This is a genomic window from Paraglaciecola hydrolytica, from assembly GCF_001565895.1.
GTDB classification, from domain to species: domain Bacteria; phylum Pseudomonadota; class Gammaproteobacteria; order Enterobacterales; family Alteromonadaceae; genus Paraglaciecola; species Paraglaciecola hydrolytica.
This window is the reverse complement of sequence record NZ_LSNE01000018.1, coordinates 30,976-55,332: the sequence shown is the minus strand read 5'-3', so window position 1 is coordinate 55,332 and position 24,357 is coordinate 30,976. Positions and strand designations below refer to the sequence as shown.

The window sequence follows — 24,357 nt, the reverse complement described above, 5'->3', positions numbered from 1 at the left end:
TCAAATTGCTGTAGTAAAATCATCAGCCGCCCTTAAAGCAGGACAAAAGTCTTGGTTTTTATCACTATTCATTTATCTACCTCACCATCCAAACTTCTTTGTGAGCACTGCATATGAGCATTAATTTTCGACTGTTTAACAAACATGATATTAACTACTGTAAGGTGATTGCTCTATATAAAGATGCCTTTGCTGGCGCACAACATATACCGACATTTTGGCTGCGTTACCAACTGAGAAATGGCAAACAAGGTTTTTATGTGCTTTATGACAATGATGAGTGGATTGGTCTTATCTATTTCATCGAGTATAGGGACATCGTTTTTATCCAATTTTTGGCCATCGTAGAAGCTTGTCGTTCAGCGGGCTATGGTAGCAAGGTCATGGATGTTTTGGTGGATTTGCAGCGAGGTAAAAGAATAGTACTCAATATTGAAGAACTTGATGAGCAAACAAACAACTACCAGCAGCGCATAAAACGTAAAGCGTTTTATGCAAAAAATGGATTTATATCCTCAGGTTTTATTGTGCAAGAGCCTGATGAAAGGCACGAGTTGTTAATTCGTGGAGGCAGCATTGACAAAGAGGAAATCGAATCAATGTACCAGAGCCTTTTTGGACATTTTATTGGTTTCTTTATTCGCCCTAAAGTAATAAAAATTTAAGCCATCATTTTTGTTGTTGCGATGAAATTGCAAAACGGCAATTCTGCAGTCAGAGCAAAAACGATAAAAATCTATTACCTTAAAATCTAATATCGATACTTAGAATCCCTCAAGCTGATTTCAAACTATGCAAAATCGAACAATCCTCAATTTGCTGGTGGTTGCAACAGGTAGCGAGTGTGGCTAGGGATTGTTCTAACATGGCGAGTTCGCGTTGGGTTTGTTGAATGCGAGCCAGTTGCTCAGCAATGATGTTATCCACCAAAGCGCAGGACGCTTTGGGGTTTTGTTGCACATCGACAAGCTGCTTTATGTCATCGATAGAAATGTTCAATTCGCGACAGCGGCGAATAAACACCAAGGTTTCAATATCTTTGTGCTGATAATGACGATAACCATTATCGCTGCGCAGTGGTGGCGATAATAAACCGACCTGTTCATAATAACGGATGGTTTTAGTGGGGATTTGCGTGTTTGTGGCTAATTCGCTAATTTTCAAGTTGACCTTCCAGTTACTGTAAGCTTTAGTCTTAAGCATATCATTTATTCACCTGATTCAAGAAGTTGTCAATGTCTCGTGTTTTTCCCTTTAGTCTAATCCTTGTTGCCCTTGGTGTTGTTCCACTCAGTGATGCTGATGAACTTAGCCCACTTACCACCACTCACTCTCAATCAAAAGCCTTGATCATTGATGCAGACAAAGATGACCAGCACGATGAGGGAGACCATCATGATGAATATAAACATCACGATGAAGGCGAAGAGGGGGCTCACCATGATGATGAGCATGGGCACGAACATGACGACGAAGTGGAAAAAATCATCGTGCAAGCTACGCGTTCAGGGCGCATTGCTGACGATCAACCTATTCGTGTTGAGCTGATCATTCGAGAAGAAATTGAAGAAAAAGCGGCCATGCGACCCGGCAATATATCGATGTTGGTGGCTGAAACCGGTGGAGTGCGTGTGCAAACCACCTCACCCGCTTTAGGCAGTGCCAATATTCGCTTGCAAGGTTTGTATGGGCGTTATACCCAATTATTAGCCGATGGTTTGCCGCTTTATGGTAATGCTTCGTCTATCGGTCTATTACAAATTCCGCCTACCGATTTGGGGCGGGTGGAGATCATCAAAGGTTCGGCTTCATCCTTGTATGGTGGCTCAGCCCTTGGCGGTGTGATTAACCTTGTTTCGCGCCAACCGGGTGATGAATTCAGCGGTGAAACCTTGTTAAACCTGACGACCCGTGACGGACAGGATCTTACTACCTACATTGAAACACCACTCAGTACAGACCTAAAAGGTTCGTTAACGGCGGGTGCTCACCATCAGCAAAAACAAGATATTGATAATGATGGCTGGATTGATTTAGCCGGTTATGAACGCTACACCGCACGCCCTCGCTTGTTTTGGTCTGGTGACGAGGGCCAAACCCTGTATGCGACGGCGGGTTTTATGACTGAACGACGCGCAGGCGGAAATTTGCCCGGGTATAGCGTTGCCGATGGGACGTCGTTTACCCAGTTACAAAATTCACAGCGTATGGACGGCGGCGTGGTCTTTACCATGCCAGTATTGGATAGCCTGACATTTAATACCCGTGCGTCGGCCATGGTGCAAGAGCACGACCATGTTTATGGCGACATAAACGAAGATGATCAACACGAAAGTTACTTACTCGAAAGCAGCATTGCCGGATATAACGACAGGAGTGATTGGGTCGTAGGGCTTGCCTATCAATCGGAAAATTACAGCTCGCTGACCTATCCACAGTTTGATTATGCGTATGACGTGCCTGGGTTATTTGCCCAGTTGGATTATGAGCTTAGTGAGCAAGTGACCACCTCTTTTAGCGCTCGCGTGGATGATCATAGCGAATATGGCAGTCAATTTAGTCCACGAGTGTCGCTGTTGTATCGACCTGGCAACTTAACCATCCGCGGCTCTTATGGCCAGGGGTATTACGCGCCAACTCCTTTTGTGGAAGAAATTGAAGCCAGTAGCTTATCGCGACTTGCCGACATCCAAAATTTGCAAGAAGAGCTGGCTGAAACGGCGTCACTTGATTTCACTTATACCTATGAAAATATCGAAACCAGTGTCACTTTATTTGCCTCAAACGTAGAAAATGCCACTGAATTGGAGGCATTTTCAGCCAGTAATGGTAATGGTGAATTAGACCGAGTTCGCTTGGTTAATGCACAGGGCGAAAGCCAAATTCGAGGCTCTGAAGTCTTGTTACGTTACCGCTGGCAAGATCTCAAACTGACAGCCAGTTATTTGTATTTAGATGCCACAGAAGAATCACCGGATGCCCAAGGCAGACGAGAGATTGCATTAACCCCAGAACACTCTGCTGGTTTTGTGGCGATGTGGGAGCAACATGGTAATTTTAGAGTGGGCTTCGAAGCTTATTACACTGGAGTGCAACGTTTGAACGACAACCCTTATATGGATGAGTCGAATCCTTATTGGCACTTAGGTTTGATGGGCGAAATTACTACTGGGCGATTCAGTTGGTTTATCAATCTAGAAAACTTATTAGATGTTAAACAGACCGATGAACATCCACTGTTATTGCCTTCAAGAACCGCTAGTGGCCAATGGACCACAGATATTTGGTCACGAAATGACGGTTTTATTGCTAATGCTGGGGTGCGCGTGAAATTTGGGGCTTAAGCATATTAGTTCAATATAAAACGGCATAAAGTTGATCCAAAAAGGTCTAGTCTGCTTATATATCATCATGGCAAAGCTTAATACCGAACGACTTGGAAAGGCGAGTTTCAGCGTTTCCAAGTGGTTTGGCTATAAATGGCGCACATCTTGAAGTAGGACAAACTATGGCCCTGATGATTAATCCCAAAAAACTATTAAACAGCAAATGGACGGCGCTTAAACCGCAGAATAAAGAAAAACATTTTATCATCAGCGAGATTGAATTTGACGAAGAAGGCCAAGTGCTTAGTTGCAGTATTGAAGCAATCATGACTAAGCGCAGTACACTTATTCAATGGCAAAGTCTAAAAGATCCATTGCAATGGCAACAAGGATGGAAGTGATCATTGCAGCCTTAGTACTCTTTACTTAAGGTTGATAATAAAACACTTTTTGTAAGGTAGAGGCAGACCTACAACTTGTGTTTTAATACCTCGACTTTATGTGGCATTGGCGGCGGTTGTCGCTTGGCAAAAACTATTCTTAAAAACGAGGGTGCATAAGTGCCCCTAACTCTGATTGATACCAATATGCAGCTTATATTTTTTGACCTTGATGGCACCTTATTAAACGATGAATCGGAGATATCCACCTTCACCCGTGACACACTATTGCTGTTGAAAGAAAAAGACATCGCTTTTACCGTTGCAACGGGCCGCACTAAGTTGTCGGCGCAACGCATTTTAGCCGGACATAACTTTGACTTGCCCCACATTTATAATAATGGCGTGACTATATGGGATCCAAAACTGCAACATCTCACTTTGGATAACTTACTCAGTCAGGCCGAGGTTGCAAGTGTGATTAATTGCGCCTTGGTACATGGCATTACGCCATTTGTGAATGCCATTGGTTTTAAATCTGAGCAGGATCACCATCATGTTATTTTTCACTCTGAAACTCGCCACGAAGCAGAAAAAAGACTGGTTGAAAAGTTCTTTTCTGCACCCGAAGCAATAATCTTACCTTTAGAAGCCCTGCCATTGGATAGCCAAGTCACCAACATTAGTATGATTGGCGCCGCTGATACCATGCATAAAATATGGATGGAGCTTAATCGCCATGGCAATCTTATTGCCTATTCTGGCATGGCCATAGAAGGCAACAATTTAATGTGGCTAGATGTGCATCATTGTTTAGCGAATAAAGGCGCTGCGGTGATGAACTTAAAAAAACAACTAGGTGCGAGTAAGGTTATGTGTTTTGGTGATGGCGATAACGATTTAAGTATGTTTGCTTTGGCGGATGAAAGTTACGCACCTGACAACGCTAAAGCAGAGATAAAACGAGCTGCAAGTTCGGTCATTGGACATCATCATAAAGATGGTATCGCGCATTTTTTACGTGAGCGTTTTTCTTTATAACAAGGGATTGCAAGCTAACATCATCGCTTGATAGAAAAATTCAATCGATGACAGTCTGCGTTTAACGCTAAAACGGTTAGTTGCTCGCATACTTGTTTTGAGTTGTTAAATTGCTGAGGGTTATTCACGCAGCTTATCGGTTTTTGAGCGAATAGCGCGAAATTCAGAACCTGTCTTCCACTGAGGCCAGCGCGTTGAATCACCTAGTTCCCGCAAGATAGTGTGAAATAATTCAATGTCATCAATCGCGCCACGTAAATCCCAATCGGCACTCCACGCATCGCAGGTCTGGTGATAGCAATTGCCAGTGTAATCGGCAATCCATTGATCGCCGGCAACACGGCCACCTTCAACTAAGTCAGCCCCGCCAGCGATCCCCATAATTAGTAATACAGGTACGCCTTGCCGTGCTAAAGAAAAATGATCAGCGCGAAAGAACAGACCATTTTCTGGCAGATTTTCTGGCGTTACCACACGAGATTGCAAAGCTGCAGCTCGGCTTAGATCGTCTTCCAAATCACTTTGACCTTCGCCAACTAAAATAACATCACGCGCCGGACCGGCCGTTTGCAAAATATCTAAGGTAAGATTAGCGACGGTTGAATGCATTGGATAAATCGGCTGCGTGGCATAAGCGGCTGAGCCAAGCAGGCCACTTTCTTCTGCGGTCCACACGGCAAACACAACGCTGCGCGCCATCGGCCTGCCGGCTTTAAGCACTCTGGCCAGTTCTATTACACCTGCCGTACCAAGTGCGTCATCATTGGCTCCCGGGCGCACAATGCGACCCTGCGCATCTGGCTCACCCTGACCATAAGCATCCCAATGAGAAGACACCATCAAGGTCTCATCAGCCTGGGTTGTACCCGGCAGGCGCGCGAGTACATTTTGTGAGTCAATTTTTTCAAGAGCAACCTTAAAGCTTGCACTCAAAGATACCTGAGGTAGTTCAAACGCAGAGAAATCATCTCGTCGTGCGAGTTTGCGTTGTTCGGCAAGATCGAGCCCAGCAGCGGCAAACATGACCGCAGCCGCATCATATTGCAACCAACCCTGTAACAGTGGGGGTAAAGGATCGCTAGTTTGAGCCAGCGCAAATTTTTCTCCTGGTGATGATGCTGCCACATTCCATCCATAACCCGCTGCTTTAGGTTCATGGATCACCAATGCTGCAAGAGCTCCACGGCGTGCCGCTTCTTCGTATTTATATGTCCAGCGGCCATAATATGTCATGCGTTTATTACCAAAGCGTCCCGCTACTGGCTCGTCAGCTGTGGCCGAAAAATCGGGGTCATTGACCAAAAATACCGCTACTTTGCCGGTTAAATCAATATCAGCAAAATCGTCCCAATCTCGCTCTGGCGCACTGGCACCAAAACCAACAAATACTAACGGAGCCGAATCAATTTCGACAGTTTCTACTGCACGTGCCGTACTAACAGCAACATCAAAACCTTGTTGCCAGGATTGGCTTGTATCACCTATTGCCACACTCAATTTACCATTTTGGGCTAATTGAGTATGGATCAAGGGAACTGACTGAGTCCATGAGCCATCCACTCCTCCGGGCTCAAGACCAATTGACTTAAACTGCTCGACCAAATAAGCAAGGGTTTTTGCTTCGCCCGGTCCGCCGGGTGCACGACCCTCGAATTCATCTGATGCCAACACTTGAACAATATTGGATAGACGTTGACCGTCAACCGTCGTTGAAGCCACTTGGGTTTCTGCACTATGGTCAAGCTTGTTATCCTCAATCAGCGGGGGGGAATCGGTGCAGGCACTGATACTGGCTATTAAGGTAAGACTGAGACAAAACTGATTAACGCGGTTCATAAAATTTGTTTCCCGACGAAGTTGATAGATAAGCACTGACATCCTATCGTAAGTTATTGATTGACTTGAACCCAGTGCCCAAAAGGGAGGATGTGATTAGTTATAATTATTTACGATCACGCAACTATCGGTTATTTGTCTAACGTCAGTCAAGTCGCAGGTTTTTTATACAATGGTTAACGGAATTAGTCCCATGATCATCATAGCAATAATAAAACGCCATCAGACGATGGCGTTTTTTGTCTTTTAACTAGCAGCTAGTATCTATTTACTCGCAGCTGCTTTTCGCTTAAGCCGTGGCTTTATCTAAAGCTTGGCTGACATCGGCGATAATGTCGTCGATATGTTCAATACCTACCGATATGCGCACTAAGTCTTCTGATACGCCCGCTTTGGCCAGTTCTTGTGGGCTTAATTGGCGGTGAGTGGTACTGGCAGGGTGGCAGGCTAGTGACTTGGCATCACCTATATTAACTAAGCGTAGTATCATTTGCAGGGCGTCGATAAACTTGCCCCCTGCGACTTTGCTTTGTTCGGCTGAGTCGGCTTTGATGCCAAAACTGATAATGCCAGAGGCTTTGCCGCCAGTGATTTTTTGGCAGTTTGCTTGGAATGGACTGTTTGGTAAGGCGGCATAGTTAACCCAGCTGATCTTAGGATGTTTCTCTAAAAATTTAGCTAAGGCTAGGGCGTTACTACAGTGACGCTCCATTCTTAAGCTTAAAGTCTCTAAACCTTGTAGTAGTAAAAACGCGCTTTGTGGCGCTAACGCAGCACCGGTATTACGTAAAGGCACTACGCGGCAACGGCCAATAAAAGCGGCGGGCCCAAAGGCTTCGGTATACACCACACCGTGATAAGAAGGGTCGGGCTCGTTAAGTACCGCAAAACGTTTTTTATTGGCTACCCAATCAAATTTACCTGAATCGATGATCACGCCGCCAATAGTCGTGCCATGACCACCAATGTATTTGGTTAACGAATGCACAATGATGTCGGCACCATGATCAAAAGCGCGGCATAACACAGGTGTGGCCACGGTATTATCCACAATGAGTGGTACCCCATGTTTATGGGCAATGTCGGCTAAACGTTGCAGATCAACTATGTTGCCTGCTGGGTTGCCGATGGACTCACAAAATAGGGCTTTAGTTTTGTCATCAATGAGGGCTTCTAAACCGGCAAAATCATCAAAGGCGGCCATGCGTACTTCAACACCTTGGCGTGGCAAAGTATGGGCGAATAGGTTGTAAGTACCGCCGTATAATTGGCTGGTACTGACGATGTTATCACCTACTTGGGTTAGCGCTTGAATCGCATAGGTTATGGCAGCCATTCCAGAGGCAACAGCTAATGCGGCAATGCCACCTTCAATGGCGGCTAAGCGCTGCTCTAAGACATCAGTAGTGGGATTCATGATACGGGTATAGATGTTGCCAGCTACTTTGAGATCAAACAAATCTGCACCATGTTGAGTATCATCAAAGGTGTAAGAGGTGGTTTGATAAATAGGTACAGCTGCGGCCTTGGTGGTGGCTTCAGATTTATAGCCGTGATGTAGTGCCAATGACTCTAATTTCATAATCGCTCCGTAATGTAAAAATCAAACTGTGTTAATGCCAGTTGTTTAAGATGATCGTTAAACGTTAACTAACGCTAGCATTTAGCCATCTGGATGTCCAAGTTATGTGCCATTATTCTTATTCCTTTTAATTTGATTTTGTCGCCAAAGCATATAAACCACAGGCACCAGTAACAAGGACAATAACAGCGCACTCACCATGCCGCCTACCATAGGCGCGGCAATGCGGCTCATGACTTCTGAACCCGTACCTGTGCCATAAATGACCGGCAATAAACCAAAGATGACGGTGGCCACTGTCATGACTATGGGCCTGACGCGCATGCCCGCGCCTTGTAATATGGCGTCGACCAAGTGCTCTTGTTTGAGAGGCTTATTGGCTTGTTCACTGTCATGGATTAACTGCTCATAGCTCTGGTTTAGGTAAACCAACATCAATACGCCAATTTCGACGGCCACCCCGGCTAAAGCAATAAAACCCACCCCCACGGCGACCGACAAATTAAAGTTGAGCAGATAGATCAGCCAAATCCCACCAATCAAAGCAAAGGGTAGGGTGAGTAAAATGATCGCCACCTCAGCAAAACGCCGAAAGTTTAAATACAGCAAGATCACAATAATGGCTAAAGTGAGGGGGATGACATACGTGAGTTTTTGTTTGGCCCTTTGCATGTACTCATACTGGCCAGCCCAATTAAGACTGTAACCAGTGGGCAAGTCGAGTGATTCTGCTAAACGCGCTGAGGCCTTATCCACATAAGTGCCTACGTCGATATCATCGATATCTATGTAGGTCCAACCATTGATGCGGGCGTTTTCGCTTTTGATGCCCGGCGGGCCGTCTTCAATGTAGATGTTCGCCACATCCGCCAAAGCAATGCGCTGACCGCTTTTGGTGACTATAGGTAACAAGGCTAGCTGCTCTGGCGAATCTCGATAACTTTGTGGATAACGTAAGTTAATGGGGTAGCGCTCTAAACCTTCAACCGCTTGGCTAACATTCATACCACCAATGGCAGTGGCCACTACTTGTTGCACATCGCTGATATTCAAACCATAACGGGCGGCTTGTTCACGGTTAATATCCACTTTGATATAACGTCCGCCTGCCACCCGCTCAGAATACACTGACGCGGTACCTGGCATGTCGGTCAGAATTTTTTCAATATCCTGACCTATGCGCTGGATCACCTTAATATCATTGCCTGCGACCTTGATCCCCACCGGGGTTTTGATGCCTGTGGCTAACATGTCGATACGGGTTTTGATGGGCATAACCCAGGCATTGGTCAAACCTGGAATTTGCACTAATTGATCCAGCTCGTGACGCAATTGCTCTATGGTTAAACCCTCACGCCATTCACTTTTGGGTTTTAACTGAATGAATGATTCCATCATAGTTAAGGGCGCGGGATCGGTTGCGCTTTCGGCACGGCCAATTTTACCAAAAACGTTTTTTACCTCAGGCAGGGTGTAAATGAGTTTATCGGTTTGTTGCAAAAGCTCCCGTGCCTTACCTATGGATAAACCGGCGTAGGTGGTAGGCATGTACATCAAATCACCTTCGTCCAAAGGCGGAATAAACTCGCTGCCCAATTTGTTCATGGGGTAAAAACCGATAAGCGCCAGCAGTAATAACAGCACTAAGGTCGTTTTAGGAAAGGCGAGGGCACGTTTTAACACAGGTAAATACATGGCAGTTAAACCACGATTGATGGGATTACGTTGCTCGTTAGGTATTTTTCCGCGGATAAAATACCCCATCAACACCGGGATAATGGTAATGGCAAGGCCAGCTGAGGCGGCCATAGCAAAGGTTTTGGTATAGGCCAGTGGTGCAAACATCTTGCCTTCTTGGGCCTCCAAGATAAACACCGGCAAAAAGCTCACGGTGATGATCAGCAAGCTAAAAAACAACGCAGGACCTACTTCGCTGGCGGATTGCGCGACAATTTGCCAGCGATTTTTATCGGTCAGTGGTGTTTTTTCGATGTGTTTATGCATGTTTTCGATGAGTACTATGGCCCCATCTGTCATGGCGCCAATGGCAATGGCAATACCACCCAACGACATGATATTGGCATTAATACCTTGCCAATGCATGATGATAAAAGACACTAAGATGCCCAGAGGTAAGCTAATCACTGCCACTAAGGACGAGCGTAAATGAAACAAAAACGCCGCGCATACTAGGGTAACTATAAGCAGTTCTTCGGCCAATTTAGACCACAGATTATCTACGGCACGATTGATGAGTTCGGAGCGGTCATACACAGTGACGACTTCTACTCCATCAGGCAATCCACTTTGTAAACTGGCTAATTTAGTTTTGACTGCGGCTATGGTTTGCTGAGCGTTGCCACCCGAACGCATAACCACCACACCGCCTGTTACTTCACCTTCACCGTTTAACTCGGCAATACCACGGCGCATTTGTGGGCCTAAACGAATATCGGCCACATCGCGTAATTGTAGCGCTGTGCCTTGGGCATTAAGCCCCAAAGGGATAGCACCAAGATCGTCTACATCCTTGATGTAACCCGTGGCGCTGACCATATACTCGGCTTCGGCCATTTCAATAACCGAGGCCCCGACTTCCTGATTACCTTGTTTAATCGCAGTTTGGATCAAACTTAAGGGAATACCATAGGCACGTAATTTATCCGGATCTACATTCACTTGGTATTGTTTGACCATACCGCCAATAGTGGCGACTTCGGATACCCCCGTGACAGTTTGCAATTCAAACTTTAAAAACCAATCTTGAATGGAACGTAATTGACTGATGTCGTGTTGGCCTGTGCGGTCAACCAAGGCATATAGGAAAATCCAGCCCACGCCCGTGGCATCTGGGCCTATTTGTGGTTTGGCGGCATCAGGTAAATTGCCTGAGACTTGGGATAGATATTCTAATACTCGGCTGCGCGCCCAATACATATCGGTATTATCATCAAAGATCACATACACGTAAGAGTCGCCAAAAAACGAAAAACCACGCACTGTGGTGGCGCCTGGTACCGACAACATGGCTGTGGTCAGTGGGTAAGTTACTTGATCTTCTACCACTTGTGGCGACTGACCCGGATAAGTGGTTTTGATAATAACTTGTACATCGGACAGATCAGGGATGGCGTCAACGGGCGTGTTTTTAATGACAAACAAACCCCAGAAAATAACAATACCGGTACACAACAGCACAAAAAAGCGATTTTTTACCGACCAATGAATAATGCCTTCGATCATGGTTTTGACTCCATCTGCATATGCTTGCTGTGATCAGGCATTATGTCGGTGATCACAAACTCACCTTGTTGGATCTCAAAAGTGAAGTGGATGTTTTGTTCGCTGCTTAAGTCATCAATATTAAGGTCGGTGGCGAGGATAAAATCCACGGTGGCGGCAGGCCGCTGCCATTTTTCTATGGGTCCCCGGTGAATGGTGATGATCCGCTGACTTGGGTCGATTTGTAGAATTTTACCGCTGACACTGGCGCTTTGTATGCTGGGCGTTGAGTCAGCTTGTGACTCAGACGCCATGTTCATTTGCTGTTCATTATCACCATGAAACATACGTTTAAAATCAGAGCTAATGCTACTTTCGGAGTCGAGTAAAAACTGGGCTGAAGTGACCACTTCTTCGTCTTCAGCCAAACCAGCTAATATTTGTGCCTGATCGGCAGTGACTAAACCAAGCTTAACCGCCACCGATTTAAACTGCCCTTGACCTAAAGCCAATACCACACGGTCTTGTTGACCTGTGCGAATAACTGCCTCTTTTGGTACCAGCAATGAGTCTTGATTTAAGTCACTATGAATAGTGATTTGGGCAAACATATTGGGTTTGAGTTTGCGCTGAGGATTAGCAAAACGCAGACGCACCCGCACGGTACGAGTAACAGCATCTAGAGTGGGGTAGATGTAATCCAGTTTTCCTTGCCATACTTCACCAGGCAAAAAGCCCAGCGTCATGGTGGCACTTAAGCCCGCTTTAACTAACGAGGCTTGGCGTTCAAATACCTCAGCTTCAACCCACACTTCGTCCAAAGCGCCTATAGATAACAAAGTAGTGCCGGGTTTTACAAAAAATCCTTCACGAATATTGAGGTTATCCACCACACCCGATTGGGGCGCACTAAAAATCACGGTTTGTTGTACCTTGCCCGTATTGGTCAGTTGAGTAATGGCCGCCGCGGGCATTTGTAAAGCTTTGAGGCGTTCTAAGGCGGCTGTGCTTAAGTTAGTATTTTGGCGATTACGCGCCAGTAAAAATTCTTCTTGGGCATTAACTAATTGGGGCGAATAAAGGGCATACAAAGGCTCACCTTTAGTCACTTGTTGTCCTGTTGTTTTCACATACAGTTTGTCTACCCAACCTTCTACTCGAGGATGGATATGCACCAAAGTATCTTGGTTATAACCCACATAACCCACGGTATTAATGGGCACGTGCAAAGATTGGCGTTGCACTTTAGCTGTTCTGACGCCCAAATTGTTGATGACATTGGGCTCAATTTTAATCACCCCAACTTGCTCTTTTTGCTGTGAGTCTTGTGCATAAACCGGCACCAAATCCATGCCCATTGGCGACTTGCCCGGTTGGTCACGACGATAGTTAGGATCCATCGGTGCCACCCAGTACAAAGGCTCGTTACTCGCCCCTGAACCTGCGGTATCACTGGTCATGTCATGTGACTGGTTGGTGGCAAAAAACAAGGTGAGAGCGACACCTACAACGAGGCCGCTTAGGCCAGTTACTACTGCTTTCATTACTTGTCTCCTGCGTGGTTTACAGTGGCTGAGTCGCCCTGTTTCACACTAAAATTGGCGGGTTTAAAATAATAGAGTAACTGCACTTGATACTGAGCCAGTTCATTTCGCAATTTAATGAGAACCAATTCGCTATTGAGCTGGGCGATCCGGCTGCGCATAACATCGCCAAAATCGCCATTGTCGCTCGTGTAGGCATTCAATGTGGCGTCGGCTTGTTCGGCTAATTGAGGTAAAATCACTTGCTCAAATTGCTGAATACGTTGTTGTGTTTGTTGTGCGGCTTGCCAGTTATTGAGCGCTTGAGCGAGTAAGTTACGCAGCAATAATTGTTGCTCGGTTTTGGCCGCTTCGGCTTGTAAGGTAGCCGATTCCACTTCTTTGTCTTGGCGATTATTGGTAAATAAGGGCAAATCAAGACTAAAACCCACTGAGAAAAAATCAGCGCGACTATTGCCATTCACATCGTCATCACGATAAGCATAACTGGCATTCACGCCCCATTGGGGCTGGTATTTTTGTTGAGCTAATTCCACCCCATTTAACTGTGACTTAATTTGCTGTTCGGCCGCCAACATGGACGGGTGTAAGGCCAATATCTGTGCTAGCTGCGATTTGTTTTGTTGTTGCAATAAGTGCAATATTTTGGCATCTGGCACGTCAATTTTTGGCCAACTATCACTGAGTGTTAAGTCCTTGCCATAATTATCATGTTCATACAGCCATTCAGCTAAGCTCGCCAACTTGCTGTCACGCTCTGTTGCTAAGGCACTTAATCTGTCATCTAAACGGGCAAGTTCAACTTGAGCTTGGATCACATCTTGTTGACGAGTGCGACCTTGGGCTGAACCATAACTGGCCTCTACTATGTCACTGAGCTGCACAAATAATGGCCTGCTGCTGGCGATAATATGCATTCTTTGTTGGGTACTGAAGGCATCTAACCACAGCTTGCCCACCATGACCTTGAGTTTTTCTTGTCGCTCGGCACGTAACAGGGGATGTCTAGCGGCTAAATTTAATATTAGCCGGCGTTTTATTTCGAGACTGTCACCGCGGGCAAACTGCTGGCTTAAACCCACTTTTAATTGGGTCATACCTTCTTGGTTAAATTGAAAACCATCGGTGGGTAAATTGGCTAAACCGACTGATAATACCGGATCGCTGAGCGTGGCGGCGGCACTGCTGTCTGCTACCAGAGCTCGCTCTTGCAGGCTACTTGTTTGCTGCCAAGGATCGTATTGGATAGCGAGTTGCTGAGCTTCTGGTAAACTTATTGCGGCTGCCGAACTAGAGGCTAGACCAATAAAAATGCCTGTTAGGGCGAGTAGCCACAGGCGCATATAAGTGGATGATAATAAAACAAAGTACATAAAATAATCTCATGTTAACAGACCCATTAAGGCTGATAACGCTAGGTTTAAACACAGTGGGGAAGCCCCGTTATTTAAAGAGTCTGCCGTATTTCAGGCGGATCTATGCTGTGTTATTAAGCTTGAGGTGGTTTTTGGAGGAGAGAAAGAGATGCTGTGAGGCTGGAAAATTCATAGTTAAGCAAAACAAAACTGCTATTTAAATTGAGCTTTGATGCAGCAATATTAATCAGTGCGGCACTTGAACAGGCACTAGCAGGACAACTGCAATCGTGCTCACAACAATCTTTATCGTTGGTGTTTTGTGCGCTATCAACTTCAGCAATACCGTGAGCCATGTTCGACATGTCCATGCCTTGTATCATATTTCCCTGTGCCATATTACATACTGTCATATCGACAGCCGACATTGACTGGGATTTAACATGGCTATGACTGGCCAACGCAGATGCAGCAAACCACTGATTTAACAGTAGAATGATAATCATGAGATAGGGCTGCAGTCGAATTGGCATTATGCTCTAGGCTATTACTGGTTAAGAGGAACTAGGCCTACTTTACCCCATACTTTGCAAAAAGTCAGCGGCTAAGCAGTCTAGCTTATTGTTACACTTTGTTGTTTAAAGCTGACGTTTGTTTATTTTTAACACTGTTAATCGTGGCACTCACTTCACCATCGGCTAAACGCAAATCCAAATTATCACCCGCAGTCACCTGTTTAACACTGCGTACTATCTCACCTTGTTTAAAACTGATGCTATAACCCCGTGCCAAAGTAGACAGCGGACTCACCGTATTAAGTAAGTGACTGGCATTGGCAAGTACCTGTTGTTTTCGGCTAAACACTTGTTGCCAACTATGGCTGAGCCTGCTTTGTAATTCGCTAACCACTTTAGTTTGGCGCTCTAACAATTTAGCTGGATTGTGCTGGGCTAAACGATTTTGCAGATTATTATGTTGGTTTTGTTCTTGTTTTAGCTTGTTCAACAGGTTTTTTTCGAGTCGTTGGCTCAGTTGATCAACATACTGGTATTGCTGCTCCAGTTGTTTTTGTGGGTGGTTACGCTGCAGACTTTGTTGTAAAAATTGTTGTTGGTAAGTCAGTTCGTTTAATTGAACGCGAATAAGTTTGTTCAAACGTTCGCGCAAGTTATGCACGGCTAGATTTAAGCTACCTTGATCACGACTGACGAGTTCTGCCGCCGCCGAGGGAGTAGGGGCGCGTAAGTCGGCCACAAAGTCGGCAATACTCACATCCACTTCATGACCTACCGCACTAATGATGGGTAAGTTTGACGCAAAAATGGCGCGAGCCACATTTTCGTGGTTAAAACACCATAGATCTTCCAAAGAGCCACCACCACGGCCGACGATCAACACTTGAACTTCATCCCGTTGATTGGCCACACTGATGGCCTGACATATTTGCGCTACTGCCGCATCACCCTGCACTTGAGTAGGGTATATCACCACTTCAATGGCAGGGTTACGGCGTTTCAGTACGGTAAGAATATCGTGTAAGGCAGCGCCGGTGGCTGAAGTTATAACCCCCACTTTTAACACCGCTTCTGGCAGCGCTTTTTTATGTTCGTGGGCAAACAAACCTTCGGCCGCCAGTTTTATTTTGAGTTGTTCAAACTGTTGTTTGAGCTGGCCTTCGCCTTCAGGCTCCATGAATTCCACAATGAGCTGATAATCACCACGGGGTTCATACAAACTGATATTGGCGCGCACTAAAATTTTGTCACCTTCTTTAGGTTTTTGTTTTACCCGCTGATTGGCGCCCTTAAACATAGCGGCTTTGATTTGGGCCCGTTCGTCTTTTAAAGTGAAATACCAATGACCGGAGCTGGCAGCGACAAAGTTAGATATCTCGGCGGTGAGCCACACTTGACCAATCTCTGCTTCCAGCACACTTTTGGCTAAGCGATTCAGTTTACTGACAGTGAGGATATTGCGTGAAGCGGATGGTTGACTGAACATCAAGGCTAACTATTTTATAAAAATCTGGGGCCAGTTTACCTGCTTATGCACCACGAAAAAAGGGCAAAGGTATTACGCTTTGCCCCTGTTTGTAGAGATTGTTTTAGTTAAGACCAAACCAACCTTAACTAAAACATGTATTGAATTGATAAAGACGCTACATCCATATCGGGTTCTATATCGTCTTCTAACTCAAAACGTTCGTATTCGAGACGGGTTTGAATATTCTGCGTAAAGGCATACTGCATACCTACACCATAAAATACATCACCACCTTCTTGAGTGGATGAAATGTCGATAAATGCCGGTGTATTAGCTGATACTTGAGCTTCCCACTCAAACCAACCACCTTTGGCATACAGTGAAAAGCGCTCAGACAGCGGCAAGGATAAACGGCCAGCGAGGGAATAACCGTCTACTTCGCTGTAATTGTCGTTATCGTTGAGTTCATCAAAATTGAGGTAAGCTAACTCGACACCCAAATAGGGGCTAAATTGTGCGCCTATATAACCTTTTAATACGCCTGCATCGTCGTCAAAGTCGATGTCATTTTCGCGATCTTCAAACTGGAAAGAGTATTGTCCATAACCAGCACCCACATAGAACCCTGTATTATCTATGCCAGATTGTGCTTGTGCGGTACCAGATAAACCTATTACAGCCAAAGATAGTGCTGCCAGTGATAAAGAGGTTTTCATTTTACTTTTCATAATCATGCTCCAATATATTTATAAAAAAGAAAAGGTTCCTAAATCGAATATTGCAGAGGACATGCCAATTTTTTTCGCATATAAAACAAGCAGAAATACAGGGTTTACGGGATTTTGTGCTTAAAATATAAACACTTGGACGAGGGGCTAGTGTAATGATTTCGTTGAAATGTAATTTTTACACAAGCAGGAAACAGAAAATAAGTGCATTAAAGCACAGGAAATTGTGTTTTTAAGTTTACCTTGCTAAGCATTTCCGCTAGAATCGCGCCGCAATTAAAACCCCCTTTAAAGGTGAAAATTGCATGTTACGGATCGCCAAAGAAGCCCTAACGTTTGACGACGTTTTGATCTTACCCGGGCACTCTACTGTCCTCCCTCATACCGCTGATTTAAAGACACAATTGACTCGCGGTGTTAGCTTAAATATTCCCCTTGTTTCTGCCGCTATGGATACTGTATCGGAAGCTCGCTTAGCCATTGCGCTGGCGCAGGAAGGTGGCATAGGTTTTATTCATAAAAACATGACAGCTGAACAACAGGCTGAACATGTACGCACGGTTAAAAAATACGAAAGTGGTGTGATCTCCGATCCCGTTACCGTATTGCATACCGCGACCATTGGCGAAGTAAACGCCCTAGGTTTGCAACATGGCTTCTCTGGTTTCCCAGTAGTTGATGAAGACAATAACCTTATTGGTATTGTGACTGGTCGTGATTTACGTTTTGAAAAACGTTTTGATCAGCCAATTTCTAGCGTGATGACTGCGAAAAAAGATTTGGTCACCGTTAAAGAGGCGGCTAAATCTGAGTTAGTGCTGGAATTAATGCACGAACACCGTATCGAAAAAATTCTAGTAGTCGATGATGCTTTTAAGTTAACAGGCATGATCACCGTTAAAGATTTCCAAAAAGCCGAAAGTAAACCCAATGCCTGTAAAGACGAGCGTGGCCGTTTACGGGTTGGCGCTGCTGTTAGCGTAGGCCCAGGTACTGATGAGCGTATTGCCTTATTGGTTGAAGCGGGCGTTGACGTATTATTAATTGATACCTCCCATGGCCATTCACAAGGGGTTATTGATCGTGTGCGTAAAATACGTGGCGCTTATCCTGACGTACAGCTCATTGCGGGTAACGTAGCAACAGGCGAGGGCGCTAAAGCCTTAGCAGACGCTGGTGTTGATGCAGTAAAAGTAGGCATAGGTCCAGGTTCTATTTGTACTACTCGTATCGTCACGGGCTGTGGTGTGCCACAAATTACTGCGGTATCTGATGCGGTTGAAGCTTTACAAGGTACGGGCATTCCGGTTATCGCCGATGGTGGTATTCGTTTTTCTGGTGATATTGCTAAGGCGATTGTTGCTGGAGCAAGCTGTGTGATGGTGGGCAGCATGTTAGCTGGTACTGAAGAAGCACCCGGTGAAGTAGAGCTTTATCAAGGTCGTTATTACAAATCTTACCGTGGTATGGGCTCCTTAGGTGCGATGAATCAAAACAATGGTTCGTCTGATCGTTATTTCCAAGACAGTAAAAATGCTGAAAAATTAGTGCCAGAAGGTATTGAAGGTCGAGTGGCTTATAAAGGCCCTATCGCTACCATCATTCACCAACAAATGGGCGGTTTACGTTCAGCCATGGGTTTGACAGGTTCAGCTACTATTGAAGAAATGCGCACTAAACCGCAGTTTGTCAAAGTGACTGCCGCTGGTATGAGTGAATCTCACGTTCATGATGTGAGTATCACGAAAGAAGCGCCAAACTATCGTTTAGGTTAATACCTAGAGTGTTAAATCGGACTGGGTGAGCTCAGTCCTTTTTTTTTTGCAAAAGAGTACCTACATGACCACAAATATCCATGACCAACGTATTTTGATCCTTGATTTTGGCTCGCAATATACTCAGCTGATCGCGCGCCGTGTGCGTGAAATAGGCGTTTATTGCGAACTTTGGGCTTGGGATGTGAGCGAAGAGCAAATTCGTGAATTTAAGCCAAACGGTATTATTTTGTCGGGTGGCCCCGAGTCAGTACATGCGGCAAATTCACCTAGAGCGCCCCAATATGTATTTGAAGCGGGTGTGCCGGTATTTGGTATTTGTTACGGCATGCAAACCATGGCTGAACAATTGGGCGGGGCAGTACAAGGCTCCGACATGCGTGAATTTGGTTATGCCAAAGTGGAAGTCATTGCCGACATGGCTTTGCTCAATAACATCGAAGATCACATTGGTGACAACGGTAATGCGCTGTTAGATGTATGGATGAGTCACGGTGATAAAGTCAGTAAAGCCCCTCCCGGCTTTATTACTGCGGCGCAAACTGCTAGCTGTCCTTTTGCTGCTTTTGTACATCCTGAAAAACAATTTTACGGGGTGCAATTTCACCCTGAAGTGACGCATACCCGTCAAGGTCAGCGCATTTTGTCGCACTTTGTTTTGGATATTTGTGGCTGTGAAAAACTATGGACTCCGGGCGCCATCATCGAAGATGCCATCGCTCGTATGAAAGCGCAAATCGGCGACGACGAAGTTATCTTAGGTCTATCCGGTGGCGTTGATTCATCGGTAGTGGCCATGTTGTTGCACCGCGCCATTGGTAAACAACTGACTTGTGTATTTGTGGATAACGGCTTGTTACGCCTTAACGAAGGCAAACAAGTGATGGACATGTTTGGCGATCACTTTGGTTTAAATATTCGTAAAATCGAAGCCGAAGACCGCTTTTTAGCCGCCCTAGCCGGTGAAGATGAGCCAGAAGCCAAACGTAAAATCATCGGCCGCATTTTTGTTGAAGTTTTTGACGAAGAATCGAAAAAGCTGGTAGATGCCAAGTGGTTAGCTCAAGGTACTATTTACCCAGATGTTATCGAATCTGCTGGTTCGGCCACCGGTAAAGCTCATGTAATTAAGTCTCACCACAATGTAGGCGGCTTGCCTGCAGACATGAAAATGGGCTTAGTTGAGCCACTACGTGAATTGTTTAAAGACGAAGTACGTAAAGTCGGTTTAGAGCTAGGTTTACCTTACGACATGTTGTATCGCCATCCATTCCCTGGCCCAGGTCTTGGGGTGCGAGTATTAGGTGAAGTGAAAAAAGAATACTGCGATTTGTTACGCCGTGCTGATGCCATCTTTATTGAAGAGCTGCACGCTGCCGACTTGTACAACAAAGTCAGCCAAGCCTTTACGGTATTCTTGCCAGTTAAATCGGTAGGAGTCATGGGCGATGCGCGTAAATACGATTGGGTAGTATCGCTACGCGCAGTAGAAACCATCGACTTTATGACGGCTCACTGGGCACACCTACCTTATGAGTTTTTAGGTAAGGTTTCAAACCGCATTATCAATGAAATTGACGGTATTTCACGAGTGGTTTACGACATTTCGGGTAAACCGCCAGCGACCATTGAATGGGAGTAAGCGGCTAGCTTAGTGTTGTTTTTTGCTTGTTGATTTTAGATTGGTTGGGAAGGGCGCTGAATAGCGCCCTTTTTGTTTTTAAAAGCCTCAAAGCATTATCGCTGCGCAACACAGTATGGCCTGCTGCCACGGAGCATAAGCTTCGCTTACTTTATCGCTGCGCGACCGCAATCTCGATAACTGCTCCCTACGTTATTTTACCTTCCAACATCTATGTTGGTCGCTTACAAGATTACTTAGCCAATTCAAGCAAATCAGGGAACGTTTAAACGGGGATTTATTGATTTTAAAAAGGCGCTGAAATAGCGCCTTTGTTAGTTTTTAACTTGAATGTAAATTAAGTTTGTTGGCAGTCTATATTTGACTTGCCACCCAAGAGTGGATCCTTTCTTCTAATAAGTTTAAAGGTAGAGGGCCATTTTTAAGTACTTGATCATGAAAACCGCGGATATCAAACTTATCACCTAAGGTTTGTTTGGCGTACTCTCTGAGCTCCATGATTTTTAGTTTACCGATCATATAAGCCGTGGCTTGGCCTGGCATGGCAATATAGCGTTCGATGGCTTTGACTGAATCATTTTTAGGGTTGGGGGTATTGGCAATCAAATAATCAATAGCTTGCTCACGGCTCCATTGTTTATCGTGAATACCGGTATCAACGACTAATCGACAAGCGCGCCATAATTCCATCGCCAAACGACCAAAGTCAGAATAGGGGTCTTGATAAAAGCCCATATCCTTGGCTAACTCTTCGGTATATAAACCCCATCCTTCGGTGTAGGCAGTAAACGAAGCATACTTTTGAAATTCTGGAATACCCTCCAATTCTTGTGCGATAGCCCGTTGCATATGATGACCCGGAATACCTTCATGGTAAGCCAATGCTTCCATCTGGTAAGTGGGCATATCGTTCATATTAAACAAATTAGCATAGTAAGTACCCGGTCTTAAGCCATCTTTGGCTGGACTTTGATAAAAGGCTTTACCTGCAGATTGTTCCCTAAAGGCCTCAACCCGTTTTACTACCATAGGCGCTTTGGGAGTTAAGCCAAAATACTCAGGCACCTTAGTTTCCATGATATCTATCAGTGATTTAGCTTCTTTTAAATACTCTTCACGGCCTTGGTCGGTATTGGCATAATAAAATTGTGGGTCTGTGCGCATAAACTCGAAAAACTCAGTTAAGCTGCCGTTAAATCCTACTTTTTCCATGATACTGCGCATTGCTGTGTGAATACGTTCAACATTTTGTAAACCAATGTTGTGTACTTGATCAGCGTTTAAATCTGTAGTGGTAAACCAGGCTAAACGATTGGCATACCAATTTTTGCCATCGGGTAAACGCCAAACACCGTCACCTTGTGGAGTGAGTTCACGTTGTTTCTCAAGCTCGGCAACTAATAGTTCATAAGCAGGTTTAACGGTCTCAAGTAGTGCTGTTTTAGCTTGTGCGACTAGTATGTCTTTTTCGTTTTGTGCAATATCCAACTTCGCTACTTTGTTTTGAAAATCATTCCAGATAGTTGAAGCTTGTTCTGTTTGAGTAAAGGGACTGCCATTGATCACATTTTGTGAAGCTTGGATCATTTGATCATAAGACCAACGCGGTGGAAACACGCCTAGCTCTTCTCTGATTTTTAATTGCTCAATGGTTTGTGCAAATAAGGTACGAGTGTTTTGTAAGCGAGCAATGTAGGCTTTTGCATCTTCAATGCTATCAACTTTATGAATATTTATTAAGAAGCTCGGCACCATAGTATGTACTGCGCCAAATTGGTCCATGATGTAGGTGTGGTGGCGGAATTGCTCGTTGTTTAATTTACGTTGTAAATCAACCTTGGCAATGGCCAAACTGAGTTGCTCTTGCTCGCTTAACTTAGTTGCATCAAAGCCTTGTAAATCTGCCAAACGTTGCTGGTTGATTTTTAGGCTTTCATCCTTGCTGGCTTCATCAATTTGATCCCACTTATCATAATCCCATTTATAGCCTAGGTAACTTTGGCGTTCGGGCGAGCGTTTAAGATCTTGCTCAAACATATTCGCAAAATAAGTGTTAAGTCGCGCTGATTCACTTTGAGTGGTTTGACTAACTTGTGCAGGATTAGACTCAGTTTGTTGTAGATTTTGAGTTGAATTATCAGTGCAAGCCATTAAGGCTATGGTGAGTAAACTGAGTGGGAATACTGATTTAAGAATTTTCATGTGTCTTGTTTCCTATCGTTCTCTTTTTATTATGTTAAAAATGACATTGCTTTTTGTCGCGTTGCAAGTTAGCAAATTATGCTCAATTTAGCTCGTGGATTTGCCTTATCATTATTTGGCTTTTTTAATTAACTGAGAAAAGTGTCAATCCCATACTCAAGCTAGGCAAAGAATAAACTGGGTCGTAACAAATTTAACTGCTACTGCTGATCATTTTAAATGACCTTGGGGATCTTGGCGGCTGTGGAGTAAGCGGACAATTTCAATTTGATTAGTTGTAACTCGGTAAAATAATGTATGGCTTTGAATGGGCTGGCTTCTGATGTTGTTGAGTAATTCCGGGCGTTCGATTCCCATTAATGGCTGGGTTGTTAATAACCAAAACTGAGTTTTAATGTTTTCAATGTAGCTGTCAGATTGGGCTTTGCCCCAACGGCGGAGTCCGTATTGATAAATAGATTTGAGATCAACAATTGCGGCTGGGGCAATAATCAGTTGATAAGTAGGCATGGCTGTTAACAGGCTAAGGCTTAACGTTTTATTTCGTCAAACAGTGAATCGAGCGTGCTTGCTGATTCAATTTTGATGCCTTTGCCACTAACTAACTCCTGAATACCCGTATTGAGCTGTTCGCGCAGTTGAGCCAGTTTTAGTTCGTGGATCCAATCTTCGTGGGTGTCCATAAAACGCAGGGCTTCGCGGATGACTTCACTGGCATTATTATATAAACCACTTTCCACTTTGGCCTTAATTCTGGATTCTAATTCGCTAGTTAGTGATACGTGCATGACAGTTTCCAAACTTGGACAATCTTTAAATTATGCTAGGGCGACATACAAAGATTGTCAATCTTTGTATTATTCTGCCGTTTCTATATTTAAACTATACCCCGAATACTTACGCATGTTGATCACGCGGTCTCCGTCAAGTAACCAGTATTGGCCTTTTATTCCTTGCAATACGCCGCTGAAGTTTAGGTCTTTGTCGAGGTTGATGGACTTTACTTTGTCGGGATACTGCGCAACTGGATAGTAAATATCTACTGCGGGTAGGTCGAGAATTTCAATAGCCTGAAAACCATATTCATCGATGATTTCATCGAGTTGATCTTCAATCTGGGTAAGCAGTTCGACTTTTAACTGTTGTAAATTTGTAGTGCCTGGCTGGCTTTTAAGCATAGTTCGCCAGTTGGTTTTATCGGCAATAAAACCTTTTAAGGCGCTTTCAACTAAGCCACTGGTTAAGCGGTTTTGAACTCGCATAATAGCCATGGCTTGGGTCGCACCTTGATCAATCCAACGACTCGAAACATTGTCATGAACGTGACGGGTAATTCCTACTTTTATGGTGCCGGTATTAGCTAAATAAACATAATGATGGTTGAGGCAATTGGCCTCGCCCCAACTGGGTTCGCGGCAAGTGCCGGCATCGTAGTGGCAAAGTTCAGGTTTGATAATACAGGTATCACATTGCGCTAATTTCATCAGACAACGATAACAATAACCTTGATTAAAACTCTTTTTAGTTAAGCTTTGGCAATGTACACAATGAATTTGATTGTCGAAACTGACTTTAATCTGCGTGCTGATTAACGGATTCATTTCAATCAGTTGTTCGCCAACGGGCAGTTGATATTGGGCGAGATGTTCATTGTTGGTGGCCACGCGCATTTTGCGAATATTGCCTTGGTAGATGCTCATAGTGCTTTAGTCCTGAATACAATAAACGGCGCCGCTGTTGG

General features: G+C 44.7%; 19 protein-coding genes. 6 read left to right on the top strand and 13 right to left on the bottom strand.

Annotated features, from left to right (window positions below; translation table 11 throughout):
• The first annotated feature begins 113 nt into the window (after positions 1-113).
• On the top strand, positions 114-665 hold the full coding sequence (locus AX660_RS21235) for a GNAT family N-acetyltransferase (RefSeq protein ID WP_068381887.1): 552 nt from the start codon (positions 114-116) through the stop codon (positions 663-665).
• Between the two features lie 109 nt (positions 666-774).
• Here AX660_RS21235 and AX660_RS21230 read toward each other — a convergent pair whose 3' ends face one another.
• Positions 775-1,203: a Cd(II)/Pb(II)-responsive transcriptional regulator gene (locus tag AX660_RS21230; protein WP_407669418.1), complete on the bottom strand. Its 429-nt coding sequence runs from the start codon at positions 1,201-1,203 to the stop codon at positions 775-777.
• A gap of 32 nt (positions 1,204-1,235) precedes the next feature.
• Between AX660_RS21230 and AX660_RS21225 the strand changes: the two genes are divergently transcribed.
• The 3 genes from AX660_RS21225 (at position 1,236) to AX660_RS21215 (ending at position 4,747) form a co-directional block, all read left to right on the top strand.
• Complete coding sequence (locus AX660_RS21225; protein WP_068381884.1) at positions 1,236-3,344, top strand: TonB-dependent receptor plug domain-containing protein; 2,109 nt, start codon at positions 1,236-1,238, stop codon at positions 3,342-3,344.
• Positions 3,345-3,508: 164 nt separating this feature from the next.
• Positions 3,509-3,727, top strand: coding sequence for a TIGR02450 family Trp-rich protein (locus tag AX660_RS21220; RefSeq protein ID WP_235594807.1), 219 nt, complete (start codon positions 3,509-3,511; stop codon positions 3,725-3,727).
• A gap of 186 nt (positions 3,728-3,913) precedes the next feature.
• The gene (locus AX660_RS21215) at positions 3,914-4,747 is read left to right on the top strand and encodes an HAD family hydrolase (RefSeq protein ID WP_068382007.1); all 834 of its coding nucleotides are present in this window, start codon (positions 3,914-3,916) and stop codon (positions 4,745-4,747) included.
• 120 nt (positions 4,748-4,867) lie between these two features.
• Here the strand turns inward: AX660_RS21215 and AX660_RS21210 are convergent, their stop codons facing one another.
• The 8 genes from AX660_RS21210 to AX660_RS21175 form a co-directional block, all read right to left on the bottom strand.
• On the bottom strand, positions 4,868-6,583 hold the full coding sequence (locus tag AX660_RS21210; RefSeq protein WP_082769062.1) for a M28 family peptidase: 1,716 nt from the start codon (positions 6,581-6,583) through the stop codon (positions 4,868-4,870).
• Positions 6,584-6,872: 289 nt separating this feature from the next.
• Positions 6,873-8,165 carry an O-acetylhomoserine aminocarboxypropyltransferase/cysteine synthase family protein gene (locus AX660_RS21205; RefSeq protein ID WP_068381881.1) on the bottom strand — a complete coding sequence of 431 codons (1,293 nt, stop codon included), beginning with the start codon at positions 8,163-8,165 and terminating at the stop codon, positions 6,873-6,875.
• Between the two features lie 102 nt (positions 8,166-8,267).
• On the bottom strand, positions 8,268-11,408 hold the full coding sequence (locus tag AX660_RS21200; RefSeq protein ID WP_068381879.1) for an efflux RND transporter permease subunit: 3,141 nt from the start codon (positions 11,406-11,408) through the stop codon (positions 8,268-8,270).
• On the bottom strand, positions 11,405-12,931 hold the full coding sequence (locus AX660_RS21195; protein ID WP_068381877.1) for an efflux RND transporter periplasmic adaptor subunit: 1,527 nt from the start codon (positions 12,929-12,931) through the stop codon (positions 11,405-11,407). The genes AX660_RS21200 and AX660_RS21195 overlap by 4 nt, the downstream gene beginning before the upstream one ends.
• On the bottom strand, positions 12,931-14,304 hold the full coding sequence (locus tag AX660_RS21190; protein WP_068381875.1) for a TolC family protein: 1,374 nt from the start codon (positions 14,302-14,304) through the stop codon (positions 12,931-12,933). Before AX660_RS21190 ends, AX660_RS21195 begins: the two co-directional genes overlap by 1 nt.
• Positions 14,305-14,420: 116 nt before the next feature.
• Positions 14,421-14,792: a hypothetical protein gene (locus AX660_RS21185; protein ID WP_131811846.1), complete on the bottom strand. Its 372-nt coding sequence runs from the start codon at positions 14,790-14,792 to the stop codon at positions 14,421-14,423.
• Between the two features lie 118 nt (positions 14,793-14,910).
• A complete protein-coding gene (xseA, locus tag AX660_RS21180) occupies positions 14,911-16,287 on the bottom strand; it encodes an exodeoxyribonuclease VII large subunit (RefSeq protein WP_068381870.1) in 1,377 nt (458 codons plus the stop codon).
• A gap of 128 nt (positions 16,288-16,415) precedes the next feature.
• Complete coding sequence (locus tag AX660_RS21175; RefSeq protein WP_068382003.1) at positions 16,416-16,985, bottom strand: outer membrane beta-barrel protein; 570 nt, start codon at positions 16,983-16,985, stop codon at positions 16,416-16,418.
• A gap of 317 nt (positions 16,986-17,302) precedes the next feature.
• Here AX660_RS21175 and guaB point away from each other — a divergent pair, with 317 nt between their 5' ends.
• Positions 17,303-18,772, top strand: coding sequence for an IMP dehydrogenase (gene guaB, locus AX660_RS21170; RefSeq protein WP_068381869.1), 1,470 nt, complete (start codon positions 17,303-17,305; stop codon positions 18,770-18,772).
• A gap of 64 nt (positions 18,773-18,836) precedes the next feature.
• Positions 18,837-20,414, top strand: coding sequence for a glutamine-hydrolyzing GMP synthase (gene guaA, locus AX660_RS21165; protein ID WP_068381867.1), 1,578 nt, complete (start codon positions 18,837-18,839; stop codon positions 20,412-20,414).
• A gap of 354 nt (positions 20,415-20,768) precedes the next feature.
• On the opposite strand, the gene AX660_RS21160 is transcribed toward guaA, so the two are convergent.
• From AX660_RS21160 to AX660_RS21145, 4 genes are all read right to left on the bottom strand, one after another.
• Positions 20,769-22,616 carry a DUF885 domain-containing protein gene (locus tag AX660_RS21160; protein WP_068381865.1) on the bottom strand — a complete coding sequence of 616 codons (1,848 nt, stop codon included), beginning with the start codon at positions 22,614-22,616 and terminating at the stop codon, positions 20,769-20,771.
• Positions 22,617-22,826: 210 nt separating this feature from the next.
• The gene (locus tag AX660_RS21155) at positions 22,827-23,126 is read right to left on the bottom strand and encodes a type II toxin-antitoxin system RelE/ParE family toxin (RefSeq protein ID WP_068381863.1); all 300 of its coding nucleotides are present in this window, start codon (positions 23,124-23,126) and stop codon (positions 22,827-22,829) included.
• 20 nt (positions 23,127-23,146) lie between these two features.
• Entirely contained in the window at positions 23,147-23,404 is a 258-nt protein-coding gene (locus tag AX660_RS21150) for a type II toxin-antitoxin system ParD family antitoxin (protein WP_068381861.1), read from the bottom strand.
• 69 nt (positions 23,405-23,473) lie between these two features.
• A complete protein-coding gene (locus AX660_RS21145) occupies positions 23,474-24,316 on the bottom strand; it encodes a DUF2797 domain-containing protein (RefSeq protein WP_068381856.1) in 843 nt (280 codons plus the stop codon).
• Positions 24,317-24,357: the final 41 nt, after the last annotated feature.

What these genes read in the sequence shown, in the direction of transcription:
- AX660_RS21205 (WP_068381881.1), bottom strand. Translation starts at nt 8,165, where the DNA reads ATGAAATTAGAGTCATTGGCACTACATCACGGCTATAAATCTGAAGCC.
- AX660_RS21210 (WP_082769062.1), bottom strand. Translation starts at nt 6,583, where the DNA reads ATGAACCGCGTTAATCAGTTTTGTCTCAGTCTTACCTTAATAGCCAGT.
- AX660_RS21220 (WP_235594807.1), top strand. Translation starts at nt 3,509, where the DNA reads ATGGCCCTGATGATTAATCCCAAAAAACTATTAAACAGCAAATGGACG.
- AX660_RS21190 (WP_068381875.1), bottom strand. Translation starts at nt 14,304, where the DNA reads ATGTACTTTGTTTTATTATCATCCACTTATATGCGCCTGTGGCTACTC.
- AX660_RS21230 (WP_407669418.1), bottom strand. Translation starts at nt 1,203, where the DNA reads ATGCTTAAGACTAAAGCTTACAGTAACTGGAAGGTCAACTTGAAAATT.
- AX660_RS21150 (WP_068381861.1), bottom strand. Translation starts at nt 23,404, where the DNA reads ATGCACGTATCACTAACTAGCGAATTAGAATCCAGAATTAAGGCCAAA.
- guaB (WP_068381869.1), top strand. Translation starts at nt 17,303, where the DNA reads ATGTTACGGATCGCCAAAGAAGCCCTAACGTTTGACGACGTTTTGATC.
- xseA (WP_068381870.1), bottom strand. Translation starts at nt 16,287, where the DNA reads ATGTTCAGTCAACCATCCGCTTCACGCAATATCCTCACTGTCAGTAAA.
- AX660_RS21160 (WP_068381865.1), bottom strand. Translation starts at nt 22,616, where the DNA reads ATGAAAATTCTTAAATCAGTATTCCCACTCAGTTTACTCACCATAGCC.
- AX660_RS21235 (WP_068381887.1), top strand. Translation starts at nt 114, where the DNA reads ATGAGCATTAATTTTCGACTGTTTAACAAACATGATATTAACTACTGT.
- AX660_RS21155 (WP_068381863.1), bottom strand. Translation starts at nt 23,126, where the DNA reads ATGCCTACTTATCAACTGATTATTGCCCCAGCCGCAATTGTTGATCTC.
- AX660_RS21185 (WP_131811846.1), bottom strand. Translation starts at nt 14,792, where the DNA reads ATGATTATCATTCTACTGTTAAATCAGTGGTTTGCTGCATCTGCGTTG.
- AX660_RS21200 (WP_068381879.1), bottom strand. Translation starts at nt 11,408, where the DNA reads ATGATCGAAGGCATTATTCATTGGTCGGTAAAAAATCGCTTTTTTGTG.
- AX660_RS21145 (WP_068381856.1), bottom strand. Translation starts at nt 24,316, where the DNA reads ATGAGCATCTACCAAGGCAATATTCGCAAAATGCGCGTGGCCACCAAC.
- guaA (WP_068381867.1), top strand. Translation starts at nt 18,837, where the DNA reads ATGACCACAAATATCCATGACCAACGTATTTTGATCCTTGATTTTGGC.
- AX660_RS21225 (WP_068381884.1), top strand. Translation starts at nt 1,236, where the DNA reads ATGTCTCGTGTTTTTCCCTTTAGTCTAATCCTTGTTGCCCTTGGTGTT.
- AX660_RS21195 (WP_068381877.1), bottom strand. Translation starts at nt 12,931, where the DNA reads ATGAAAGCAGTAGTAACTGGCCTAAGCGGCCTCGTTGTAGGTGTCGCT.
- AX660_RS21175 (WP_068382003.1), bottom strand. Translation starts at nt 16,985, where the DNA reads ATGAAAACCTCTTTATCACTGGCAGCACTATCTTTGGCTGTAATAGGT.
- AX660_RS21215 (WP_068382007.1), top strand. Translation starts at nt 3,914, where the DNA reads ATGCAGCTTATATTTTTTGACCTTGATGGCACCTTATTAAACGATGAA.